The organism is Modicisalibacter coralii (assembly GCF_004117855.1).
Lineage (GTDB): Bacteria > Pseudomonadota > Gammaproteobacteria > Pseudomonadales > Halomonadaceae > Modicisalibacter > Modicisalibacter coralii.
Window position 1 is genome coordinate 19,521 of record NZ_QWBW01000012.1, and the last position, 11,615, is coordinate 31,135.

At 68.4% G+C, this 11,615-nt stretch carries 11 protein-coding genes; 3 read left to right on the forward strand and 8 right to left on the reverse strand.

The window, feature by feature from the left end; genetic code table 11:
- Positions 1-20 precede the first annotated feature (20 nt).
- Genes D0901_RS07475 through D0901_RS07485 form a run of 3 tightly spaced genes read right to left on the reverse strand, consistent with a single transcriptional unit; the run spans position 21 to position 2,870 of the window.
- Positions 21-1,310 (reverse strand): TRAP transporter large permease, encoded by a 1,290-nt coding sequence (locus D0901_RS07475; protein ID WP_129139682.1) that lies wholly within the window; start codon positions 1,308-1,310, stop codon positions 21-23.
- A complete protein-coding gene (locus tag D0901_RS07480; RefSeq protein WP_233440377.1) occupies positions 1,307-1,807 on the reverse strand; it encodes a TRAP transporter small permease in 501 nt (166 codons plus the stop codon). The genes D0901_RS07475 and D0901_RS07480 overlap by 4 nt, the downstream gene beginning before the upstream one ends.
- Before the next feature lie 10 nt (positions 1,808-1,817).
- A complete protein-coding gene (locus D0901_RS07485; RefSeq protein WP_129139683.1) occupies positions 1,818-2,870 on the reverse strand; it encodes a TRAP transporter substrate-binding protein in 1,053 nt (350 codons plus the stop codon).
- A gap of 196 nt (positions 2,871-3,066) precedes the next feature.
- Between D0901_RS07485 and chrA the strand changes: the two genes are divergently transcribed.
- On the forward strand, positions 3,067-4,263 hold the full coding sequence (gene chrA / locus D0901_RS07490) for a chromate efflux transporter (RefSeq protein ID WP_129139684.1): 1,197 nt from the start codon (positions 3,067-3,069) through the stop codon (positions 4,261-4,263).
- Positions 4,264-4,592: 329 nt separating this feature from the next.
- The gene (locus tag D0901_RS07495) at positions 4,593-5,795 is read left to right on the forward strand and encodes an MFS transporter (RefSeq protein WP_162500837.1); all 1,203 of its coding nucleotides are present in this window, start codon (positions 4,593-4,595) and stop codon (positions 5,793-5,795) included.
- Positions 5,796-5,817: 22 nt separating this feature from the next.
- Here D0901_RS07495 and D0901_RS07500 read toward each other — a convergent pair whose 3' ends face one another.
- Complete coding sequence (locus tag D0901_RS07500; protein WP_129139686.1) at positions 5,818-7,026, reverse strand: MFS transporter; 1,209 nt, start codon at positions 7,024-7,026, stop codon at positions 5,818-5,820.
- A gap of 260 nt (positions 7,027-7,286) precedes the next feature.
- On the opposite strand from D0901_RS07500, the gene D0901_RS07505 reads away from it, so the two are divergent.
- Positions 7,287-7,868 carry a histidine phosphatase family protein gene (locus tag D0901_RS07505; RefSeq protein WP_129139687.1) on the forward strand — a complete coding sequence of 194 codons (582 nt, stop codon included), beginning with the start codon at positions 7,287-7,289 and terminating at the stop codon, positions 7,866-7,868.
- A gap of 1 nt (position 7,869) precedes the next feature.
- Here the strand turns inward: D0901_RS07505 and D0901_RS07510 are convergent, their stop codons facing one another.
- The 4 genes from D0901_RS07510 to D0901_RS07525 all read right to left on the reverse strand — a co-directional run bounded on the left by D0901_RS07510 (position 7,870) and on the right by D0901_RS07525 (position 11,537).
- Positions 7,870-9,432, reverse strand: coding sequence for a DHA2 family efflux MFS transporter permease subunit (locus D0901_RS07510; RefSeq protein ID WP_203234818.1), 1,563 nt, complete (start codon positions 9,430-9,432; stop codon positions 7,870-7,872).
- Positions 9,425-10,534: an HlyD family secretion protein gene (locus D0901_RS07515; protein ID WP_129139688.1), complete on the reverse strand. Its 1,110-nt coding sequence runs from the start codon at positions 10,532-10,534 to the stop codon at positions 9,425-9,427. Before D0901_RS07515 ends, D0901_RS07510 begins: the two co-directional genes overlap by 8 nt.
- Positions 10,531-10,998 (reverse strand): MarR family transcriptional regulator, encoded by a 468-nt coding sequence (locus tag D0901_RS07520; protein WP_129139689.1) that lies wholly within the window; start codon positions 10,996-10,998, stop codon positions 10,531-10,533. Before D0901_RS07520 ends, D0901_RS07515 begins: the two co-directional genes overlap by 4 nt.
- 83 nt (positions 10,999-11,081) lie before the next feature.
- Complete coding sequence (locus D0901_RS07525; RefSeq protein WP_203234819.1) at positions 11,082-11,537, reverse strand: Lrp/AsnC family transcriptional regulator; 456 nt, start codon at positions 11,535-11,537, stop codon at positions 11,082-11,084.
- Between the last annotated feature and the right edge of the window lie 78 nt (positions 11,538-11,615).

Consider the following 11,615-nt stretch of genomic DNA (forward strand, 5'->3'; position numbering starts at 1 on the left):
AAATGGACGGCCACCAGCCCTCAGAGGACGAAGGTCACCAGCCCGGGCACCAGCAGCAGCAAGGCGATACACAACAGATAGGGCATCAGAAAGTAGCCGACGCCACGGAAGATCTCGCCGATGCCAAGCTCGGGATCGAGACGCTTGACGATGAAGGCGTTGACGCCCACCGGCGGCGTGATCGCCCCCATGCTGGTCACGATGCAGACCATGATGCCGAACCATACCGGGTCGTAGCCCAGCGCCAACGCGACCGGAAAGAAGATCGGGATCGAGATGATCAAGAACCCCATGGCATCCATCAGCGCCCCGCCGATGACATAGATCAGCAGCACGCAGGCCATCACCAGTATCGCCGGCAGGGGGAGCGCGGCCGCCCACTCGCCGACCATGAAGGGCAGCCGGGTCACGGTGAGGAAGCGGCCGAAGACCACCGCGCCGGTCACCAGCATCAGGATCATCGCCGAGGTCGCCAGCGAGTGGCTCAGCGAGTCCCGCAGCACCGCCCAGGACAACCGCCCGCGCAGGCCGACGACGATCATGGCGCCCACGCAGCCCACGGCCGCGGCCTCGGTGGAGGTGAACCAACCGGCGAACAATCCGCCCAGCACCAGCATGAAGAGCGCGGCGATCTCCATCAGCCCCTGGAGAGATGCCAGGCGGGCACGCCAGGTGGAACGCTGACCGGCCGGCGCCAGCGACGGATCGCGCCAGCAGAGATAGGCGATGGTCAGCACGAAGAGCAGCATCAGGATCAGCCCGGGCACGATGCTGGCGACGAACAGATCGCGAATCGCCAGTTGGGCCTGCAGGGCGATCACCACCAGCACCGCACTGGGCGGGATGATCACGCCCAGAGTGCCGCCGGTGGCCACGCTCCCGGCGCTCAGCGCCTTCTGGTAGCCGAACTTCTTCATCTCCGGCAGGGCGATGGTGCCCACCGTGGCCGCGGTCGCCGTATTGGACCCGCACACCGCGGCGAAACCGGCGCTGCTCAGGATCGTGGTGGTGGCCATCGAGCCCCGGCGGTGCCCCGTCCAGGCATAGGCGGCGGCGAACAGCTTTTCGGTGATGCCCGAGCGAAACAGCAACTCGCCCATGAACACGAACAGCGGTATCACGCTCAGCGAATACGCCGAGAGCTGTTCCCAGATCCCCGAGCTGACGATGTTGTAGGCCGCCAGTGGACTGGTGATGCCGAGCATGCCGAAGAAGCCGACGATGAACATGGCGAAGCTGATCGGCATCTGCAGGACGATCAGGCCGAACAGCACCAGCACGCCGACCAGGGCCATCAGGGTCAGGCTCATGTCCGCACCCTCCGGGTCAGGCACGCCATCAGGTCCGTCAGCAGCACCAGGCAGAACGCAGAGAAGCCGAAAGCGACCAGATAGATGATGGGATAGATCGCCAGGCGCAGGGATTGCGATACCGTGTCGCGCTGCATGGCGAGCAGGCCGTAGTGCCACAGCTGGTAAGCCACCATGGCGAAGAACGCGAGGCTCGCCAGCAGCACCAGGGCCTGTACACCGGTCTGCAGCCGCCGCGGCAGGCGGGCGACCACCAGATCCAGCTCGATGTGTGCCTTCTTCGACTGGGCATGGGCCAGCGACAGGGACACCACGGCGGCCGTCAGCCAGCCGACGACCTCGGTGGTGCCGCCGAACGACGCCGACACCTGACGCAGCACGATGTTGGCCACCACCAGCAGCGTCATCGCCAGCAACGCCGCCCCGGCGAGGACGAGCAACGACCGACTGACCACAAGCGAGAAGCGATACATGATCGAGACCTCCTCTAGGCGCATGTCGCCGGGCTCAGTCCCGGACGCCATCGCTCTGCCGATAGTGGTCGAACAACTCGAGCATGCGCGTCTCGAACGCCTCGGCGGGAAGGCCCATCTCGGCCACACGGGTCAGGCGCTGCTGATTGACCGGCGCCAGGCGTTCGTCCCAGCGGGCCGCTTCGGCCTCGCTCAGGGGCAGCACCTCGACCCCTTCCTCCTTGCGCGCCCACGCCAGCGACTCGGCGACGTGGCCATCGAGGTAGTCACCGGCATAGCGGGCCATTTCCGGCCCCAGGTCATCGATGACCGCCTGCACGTCCTTGGGCAGCGACTCCCAGCGCTGGCGGTTCATGACCGCCACCAGCACGGCGTTGGTCAGGGGGTAGTCGGTGACGTACTTGACGGTCCGCGCGTAGCGCAGATCCATCAGCACCTCCCGGGAGCTCACGTAGCCGTCGACGACGCCGGCCTGCAGCGCCTCGCCGGTATCCGACTGCGCCAGGGCGATCGGCACGCCGCCCAATGCCGCCAGGACGTCGGTGGCATCGCCGGGGACCCGGATCTCCTGACCTTGCAGCGCCTCAAGGGACGTCACCGGGTCCTTGGTCTGCAAGTAGCCCGGCTCGGCGGTGAAGGCGGTGATGACCTTGAAATCCTCGAGTCCGAGTTGCTCGGGCGGGAATTCCTGAATCAGCTCGTAGACGGTCTGGCTGGCCACGCTCGAATCGACCTGCAGCCCGGTCAGGCTGCCGGCCAGGTTGAGCAGCGGAAAGCGGTTGGGTTCGTAGGAGGTGATCGACAGGCCGATGTCGGCGACGCCGCTACGCACGCCGTCGTACATGTTGTCGGCGGTCAGCAGCGTGCCACCGGGAAAGGTGTTCACGGTCACGCGGCCATCGGTGCGACGCTCGATTTCCTCGGCCCAGTGCTCCATCTGCACGCCGGGGAAGGTGCTGGTGGGCGAGATGAAGGCATAGCTGAGGGTGATATCGCCGGCGGCGGCCAGCGGACTCGCCAGCACGCCCGCCAGGCCGATGGCCCCGGCCAGGCACGCGATGCCCGGCACGACTGTCTTCTTCGTCATGGGTCCTACCTCGGTTGTCGTTGTTATTGATGCGTCTCGGCATCCATTACAGGCAATATCACATGAATTTTCAAGTATTGCAAAGAGCGCGCACATGTTCGCACTGCGGCCACCATGGCTTCATGCCACACTGTCACACGGTCGTCACCGCCGCACCGCATCGTCGACGGTTTGGACAGAAGCGGGAGCAGTGCCCATGCCGGAGCAGCGTACCGCCGGGTCGCCCGGCGAGGTCTTCAAGGCCTTCCTGATGCTCGGCCTGACGTCGTTCGGCGGCCCCATCGCCCATCTGGGCTACTTCCGCAGCGAGTTCGTCGAACGTCGCCGCTGGCTGACGGAACGCGATTATGCCGACCTGGTGGCGCTCTGCCAGTTCCTGCCCGGGCCGGCCAGCAGTCAGGTCGGTTTCGCGCTGGGGCTGATGCGCGCCGGTTGTCGGGGGGCGGCCGCCGCCTGGCTGGCCTTCACCCTGCCCTCCGCCGTGCTGATGACGCTCTTCGCCCTGGGCGCGGCACGCCTCGACGCGCCACTCGGCGAGGGCCTCCTCGAGGGCCTGAAACTCGCCGCGGTGGCCGTCGTGGCACACGCCGTGCTGGGCATGGCCCGGACCCTCTGCCCGGATCGACGGCGCAGCGCCATCGCGCTGGCCGCCGTCGCCGTCGTCACGCTGGTCGGCGGACCGCTCGGCCAGCTCGCCGCCATCCTGACCGGCGCGCTCGGCGGCATGCTGCTCTGCCGCACGTCGAGTGCGTCGGCCCCGCCGATCGCCATCATGCCGCTGTCACGACGCGCGGGACACGCCGCCCTGGCATTCGCCCTGGCGCTGTTCGTCGGCCTTCCGCTGCTGGTCTGGCTGGAAGCGGCGCCCTGGACACGGATGCTGGATGCCTTCTACCGGGCCGGGGCGCTGGTCTTCGGTGGGGGGCACGTAGCGCTGCCGCTGCTGGAAAGCGCAGTGGTGCAGCCCGGCTGGGTTTCCCAGGAGGCGTTCCTGGCCGGTTATGGGGCCGCACAGGCGGTCCCCGGCCCGCTGTTCACCTTTGCCGCCTACCTGGGGGCGGTGATCGCCCCGCTGGACGATCCTTTGCTGGGGGCTGGCGTGGCGCTGGGCATGATCTTCTTGCCCGGGCTGTTGCTGCTGCTGGCCGCCCTGCCCCACTGGAATCGCCTGCGTCGGCTGAGCGGCATGCAGGGGTCGATCCGAGGGGCCAACGCCGCCGTGGTGGGCATCCTCGGCGCGGTGCTCTATCAGCCCTTGTGGACCGGCACGGTCCAGGGCTCGGCCGAGTTCCTGCTGGTGCTGACGGGCTTCGTGCTGCTCGGCGTCTGGAAGGCGCCGGCCTGGCTGGTGGTGCTCATCCTCGCCGCCGGCGGCGCGCTGCTCCCTGCCTGACGGCGGCCTTGCCGCGCTCCCGGGTTTCTGTAAACCTGAAAGCGCAGTCATGTTGAACCGCCAGCCGGCCTGAGCCGCGCCCCGGCCGGGTCCATTCAGCGGCTGACAGGCCAAGCGACCGGCCTTTCCCGCGGGCCAGCGGATGGACTCGACAAAAGCGTCTTCGCTACCACCGAGGGCGCCATGCCGGGCGGGCCACACCATGGCATGGGGCGCTCGTCGGGCAAGGCATCGAACACCAGGCGTATCCGACGATAATCGCCCGCGCGAGCGAACGGCTTGCGGTCGCCATGGACGGTGACCCGACACAACCGACGAGACGGAATGGCATGAACTACAGGGACGTGATCCGGCAGTACCCGGCGGTACTGGCGTTCGGCTTCATCGCGATCTTCTCGGGCAACCTGGGCCAGACGTTTCTGGTCGGCTATCTCCAGCCGGCGATTTCCGCGGCCTTCTCGCTGAGCAGCGCCACGTTCGGCATCCTCTATTCGTCGCTCACGCTGGCCTCGGGATTTCTGATCTTCTTCATCGGGCCCATGCTCGACTGGATACCGCCGCGCCGCTTCGGGCTCTTCGTGGTGCTGGGCATGAGCCTGGGCATCCTGCTGCTGACCCTGTCGCCATGGCTGTGGCTGGCGATACCGGGGCTGGGGCTGATCCGCTTCTGCGGTCAGGGGCTGTTCACCCACCTCGGCACCACCACCGTCGCCAAGCAGGTCAGCGAGGCACGCGGCAGCGCACTGGCCCTGGTCACGCTGGCCATGCCCATCGGCGAGGCTGTGCTGCCGTCGATTACCACCGCCGCCCTGCAGGTCGTCGAGTGGCGGCAATACCTCTGGGCGTTGCTGGGCGTTCTGATCATTGTATGGCTGCCCCTGCTGCTCCGGGCACCCGACGGCGGCACGCCACCCGCCGCGCGATCGCCCGAGCGGTCGGGAGCATCCGCGAACCCGGTTCAGCCCCTGAAGGACGGCCGGTTCTGGCGGCTGAGCCTGATGATGATGTCGATCGCCATCGTCAACACCGGGATCTTCGTCTTCCAGGCCGACCTGACCACCGAGTTCGCCACCACGTCCGCCGTGTTCGCGCTGGGCTTCGCCCTGGCGGCCTCGGGGCGGGTGATCGGCTCGCTCGTCGCCGGGCGGCTCGTCGACCGGCTCGGCGCCTCGCTGATGGGGCGCCTCTACCTGCTGCCGCTCGTCGCCGGGCTGGTCGTCGCCATCGTCCTCGAGAACGGCTACGGCATCCTCGCCTACATGCTGCTCTCCGGGCTGGTCACCGGCATGCAGGAACCCATCGTCACCAGCCTGCTCATCCAGCTCTGGGGCAGCGACAACCTGGCCCGGCTGCGCTCGGTCTTCACCGCCGGCATGGTGTTTTCCTCGGGGCTGGCGCCGGCCTTCTTCGGCGTGCTGCTGGATGCGGGCGTCGCCTTCGTCACCATCCTCGCGCTGATGGCGGCCATGGTCGCCGCCGGCTGGCTGCTGGCCCTGAAGCCGCTGAAGGAAGCCGCCCGCCGGCCGGCATGAGAACCGCCCCCGGCGAGCGGCCTCAGGATCGGCAGGGGGTGGGTGTCCGGCGGCGCTCCACCCACAGCCCCACGGCGAAGATCACCAGCCCCGCGGCGGCCAGGGCGGCACCGACCAGCCCGGTCGACGACCAGGGGAAGCCCAGCTTGACGGTCACCCCGGCGAGCCAGGCACCCAGCGCGTTGGCACCGTTGAAGGCGGCGTGGTTGAGCGAGGCGGCCATGGTCTGGGCGTCCTCGGCGACGTCCATCAGCCGGGTCTGCAGGGTCGGCCCCAGCGCCATGCTGGTACCCACCAGGCCGACGAACAGCAGGCCCCAGGCCACGCTGTTGGCGGCCACGTAGAACAGCCCCTGGACGACCAGGCACCAGACCAGGATGCCGGGGATCGCCCGCATCAGGTTCTTGTCGGCGGCCCGCGCCCCGACCAGGTTGCCGAGGATGGTGCCAAGGCCGAACACCACCAGCACCAGCGGCCCCCAGGCCTCGGCCATGCCGGCCTGGCGGGTGAGGGTGGGCATCACGTAGCTGAATACCGCGAACATGCCGCCGAAACCGATGCTGGCGATGCCCAGCGTGAACAGCACGCGCTGCTTGACCAGGGCTCCCAGCTCGCGCTTCGGGCTGGCATGCGGGTCGGCGGGCTGTGCCGGCACCCACAGCCGGATCAGCAGCGCGGTGACCAGGGCGATCGCCCCCACGCCGGAGAAGGCGATCTGCCAGCCCAGCAGGTTGCCGGCCCAGGTGGCGAGCGGCGCGCCGATCAGAATCGCCGTGGTCAGCCCCAGCATCACCCGGCTCACCGCGCGGGCGCGCTCGTCGATGGGCACCGCCGCCGCGGCGACCAGGGCGGCGACACCGAAGTAAGCGCCATGCGGCAGCCCGGCGAGAAAGCGCAGCAGCACGAAGCTGCCGAAGCCGGGGGCGAAGGCACTGGCGATGTTGCCGAGCGCGAAGACCAGCATCAGGCCGATCAGCAGTAGACGCCGGGGCAAGCGCGCGGCCAGCGAGGAGATCACCGGCGCCCCCACCACCACGCCCAGCGCATAGCTGCTGATGGCGTAGCCGACGTCGGGCACCGCGACCTGAAGATCGTCGGCCACCCGGCTCATCAGCCCCATGATCACGAATTCGCCGGTGCCGATACCGAAGCCGCCCAGGGCCAGGGCGAACTCGGCCAGACGCGGATGGGCCACGCCTGGGTTGTCTGTCGCACGCTCGACAGCCGTCATAGGTACCTCCCTGTACGGGGTAGCGAACAAACGGGACCGGTGTCACCCGACGCGAGTACCGGCAGACCACGACGAACGACGCCGCGCGGCCGGTGAACAGCGCGGTCGTCGCCGTCAGTAAAGCGCGCCATTCTTGCAGAATTGCGACTTAAGTATAAGACCGGGATCGCCTATCGATGAGATCACCCTTGACGATGCGCGCGCATCGCGCGTTACCGAGCTGATAGCATCAGGGGACTGCCAAGGATTGGAGAACGCCCATGAACGCCTTGATCCGCCGTCCCTTCGTCTTCCTGCGCCACGGTCAGAGCGTCAGCAACGCCGCCCGGGAGATGGCCGGCAGCCGCGACGTGGCACTGACCGCCCGCGGCGAGGCCGAGGCCCGTGCCGCGAGCGACTTGCTCGGCGAGGTGGCCTGGCCGCTGGTCGCCGCCAGCCCGCTGCAACGCGCCCGGCGCACCGCGGAACTGGCCGTGGGGCGCGCGCCCGACCGCCTCGTCGAGGGGCTGATGGAGCGCGACTGGGGCGAGCTGCAGGGGCGTCCGATCCCCGCACGGCTCGACCATCTCGCCACGCCCGAGGGCGGCGAGCCTTGGCGGGACTTCGTCGCGCGCATCGTCGCCGCGCTCAACGATCTGTTCGAACAGGACGACATCCCGCTGGTGGTGGGCCATGCCGGGCTGCCGCGGGCGATTCGCTATCTGGCCACCGGCCGGCCCGAGGGGCCGCGCACCGCCAATGCCACGCCGTTGTGGATCGCCCCCGAGAGCGACACCGGCTGGACGCTGCGCGATCTCGAACCGGCGGATCTCGTCCGGCTGCCGCGACGCACCCCGGCCTGACTCATGCCCGGCGCCGCTCGAGCATCAGCCACGCCGGCAGCAACGCCACCAGGAACACCAGCGCCACCGCCAGGAAACTCTCGCGAAAGCCCATCATCTGACTCTGCAGCGCGATCACCTGATCGAGATAGCCGCTGGCGGCAGCCTGGCGGGCCGGTTCGGCCACCCCACCACCGGCCAGCAGCGAGTTGGCGGCATCGAGAAAGGCGCCGGTGGTGCTGTTGCGGCCGTCCTGGGTCGCCGTGAAGGCCTGGGCATAGAGCTGACTGCGGTGGGCGAGCAGGATCGACAATAGATTGACGCCGAACGCCCCGCCCAGTTGGCGAACGAAGTTGATCGCCCCGCTGCCCTGGCCGAGCAGCTTGCGCGGCAGCGCCGACAGCGCCCCGGCATTGAGACTGGGCAGCACCAGGCCCAGACCGATGCGCCCCACCATGATCCAGATGGCGAACGTCCAGAAGCCGGTATCGGTGTCCGCGTCGGTCATCAGATAGCAGGACAGCGCGAACACCGCCAGGCCGACACTGATGATCATCGGCGGCGGAGCCCTGTCGGTAATGCGCCCGGCGATCGGGAAGACCACCGCCAGGATGAGCCCCGCCGGCATCAGCAACAGCCCCGAGCGGGTCGGCGTATAGCCCTGGATGGTCTGCACGAACAGCGGGATCAGGTAGGTCGAGCCGTAGATGCCGGCACCGAAGATGAACGCCACCAGTGCCGCCCCCGAGAACACCCGGCGCGAGAACAGCGTCAGGTTGAGCAGCGGCGTCGCCGTCCACAGCTCCCAGGCAATGAAGGCGACACAAGACAGCGCGGCGAGGCAGAAGTCGCCGAGGATGGCATCCGACAGCCAGCCTTCACGCTGGCCGTTGGACAGCCCATCGAGCAGTGTCACCAGAAACAGCGTGAGCAGGCCGAAGCCCGGCCAGTCGAAGCGCGAGGCCGGGCCTTCGCCCTCGCGCCCGGGCAGGAACAGCATGGCCAGAAAGGGCCCCAGCAGGCTGAACGGCAGGGCGATGAAGAACACATAGCGCCAGCTGAAGCTGTCGACCATGATCCCGCCCAGGGTCGGGCCCAGTGCCGGCGCCAGCACCACGCCGATGCCGTAGATGCCCATCGCCGAGCCGCGCCGCTCCGGCGGGAAGACCTGGAAGATGACCTGCATCGCCAGCGGCTGGAGAATCCCCGCGGCGCAGCCCTGGAGAATCCGCCCGGCGATCAGCAGCGTCTCGCTGGTGGCCAGCCCACCCATCACCGAGGCGGCGCTGAACACGCCCATGGCGATCAGGTAGGTGATGCGCTGTCCCACCGCCTCGACCAGCCAGGCGTTGAGCAGCATGGTCCCGGTCATCGCCGCCAGGAAGCCGGTGGAGAGCAGTTGCGCCTTGTCCTGGCCCATGCCGAAGGCGCCCATGATATCGGGCAGGGCGACATTGATGATGGTCGCGGTGAGCACCGTCGAGATGGTGCCCATCATCGCCGTCACCGTCGCCAGATAACGGTAGGCGGACCCGTAGCGCGCGAACAGGCCTTCGATGCTGTCGGCGCGGATGGCGTCAGCCACCGCTGGTGGTCTCCAGCTCGACCATCATGCCCGGCTTGAGCAGGCCGTCGGTCTGCTCGACGGCGATGCGCACCGGCAGGCGCTGGGTGATCTTGGTGAAGTTGCCGCTGGGATTGGGGCTGGGCAGCAGCGCGAACTCGCTGGTCGCCGCCTGGCCGACCCGCTCCACGGTACCCTCGAAATGCCGGTCGGGCAGGGCGTCGACATGCACGTCGACCGACTTGCCGGGCGTGAAGTGGCGAAAGTCGGTTTCCTTGACGTTGGCCTCGACGCGCACCGCCCGCGGATCATGGACCATCACCAGCCGCTGGCCGGCGGTGACATACTCGCCGTCGTCGATGAAGACCCGGTCGATGACGCCGTCGAAGGGCATGCTCAGGGTACGGTCGTGCAGGTCCAGGCGCGCCTGCTCGCGTTGCGCGCGCAGTTGCTTGGCCTGGGCCTCGAGTCCCGCCAGTTGCTTGTGCAGCACACCGAGCTGCCCGCGGTCGGCGCGCGCCTCGGTGAGTTCGGCCTTGGCATTGTGGAGCTGGGCTTCGGCGCTGCCCACGGCCTCCCTGGCGGTGGCCAGGGCAGTACGGGTCTGGTCGAGTCGCGACCGGTTGATCGCCCCCTGATCGGCCAGCTTGGCGATCCGCCGATTGTCGAGACGCGCCAGATCGCGCTCGGCCTCGGCCGAGCTCAATGCCGCGCGGGCGACATCGATCGCCGCCTGCCTGGCCTCGATGGCGCTGCGGGTCTGTCGATCGACCATGGCGAGGCGCGCCCGGGTCTCCTCGCGGCTGTCCTCGAGCGCCTCGATCCTGGCGTCGAGTTCGTCGAGGCGCAGGCGGTTCCGGCGGTCATCGATGGTCACCAGCACCCGCCCCCGGGCCGCCTCGTCGCCCTCAATCACCTCGACCCCGGTCACCCAGCCGGGCACCCGGCTGCTGAGCACGATCATGTCGGCGGCGACGCGGGCATCGATGACATTGACGTGGGTGAACTGCCGATAGACCCAACCACCCCCCACGGCGACCGCCACCACGACCACGGCCAGCACCACCGCCAGCCGCCAGCGGCGTGGACGCGCCTCGGACGCCTCGCGCGAATCGTCGCTCACGTCGCCTGCTCCGGCGCATCCGGATTACCGCCGAGCCGACCGGCGATCCGCGCCAGCACGTCCAGGCACAGCGCCAGCTCACTCTCGTCGACGGGGCCCAGGATCTCGGCGCGCACGCTGGTTACCACCGTCTGGATACGTTCGAGGATGGGCGTCGCCCGGGCCGTCAGGTGAACCACCTTGACCCGCCGATCGCCGACCACCGCCCGCCGCTCGATCAACCCCTCGCTCTCCAGGCTGTCCAGCGAGCGCACCAGGGTCGGGCCCTGGACGTTGACCGCCGCGGCCAGGGCTTTCTGGGTCAGCGGCTCGCTGGCCTGCGACAACTGCCAGAGGATGCGCCAGCGCGACTCGGTCAGCCCATAGGGCGCCAGGCGGCGGTCGATCTCGGCGCGCCACAGCCGGGCGACCTGGCCCAGTTGCGCGCCGAAGCGATCGCGCGGGGAAACGGAATGATCGGCCATCGTGTTCTCGAGCAACAAAATAGATAGCTAACTATCATAATACCTGAACGCGATATCGCCAACCCGCCCGCACCACGCTCGTGTCACACCGGCAGCGGGCGGCTCTCGGCCAGCGCCTCCATGGCGAAATAGGAGGTCACGGTGTCGATCTCGAAGCCGTCGATCAGGCGCTGATAGATCCGGTCGAAGGCGCCGATGTCGCGGGCCACGATCTTGAGCATGTAGTCGTAATCGCCGCCGATACGATAGAAGTCGATCACCTCGGGGATGCCCAGCACGTGCTCGCGGAAGGCCGCCAGCCAGGCACGTGAATGGCTGCGGGTGCGGATCATCGAGAACACCACCAGCCCGAAGCCGAGCGCCTGACGGCTCAGCACGAGCCGCCGCGCCTCGATCACGCCGGCCTCTTCGAGCTGTTTGACCCGCCGCCAGCAGGCGTTCTGGGAGAGATTGACGCGCTCGGCCAGCTCGCGCTGGGCGCAGCCGGGGTGCTGCTGCAGCTCGCGCAGGATGGCAAGGTTGAAATGATCCAATTTCACGCCGCTCATGGGGTCAAATCACTCAATATTTGGGTCGATGCCGGGTCATAACGAGAAATCTACCCGCCCGAGACGGGA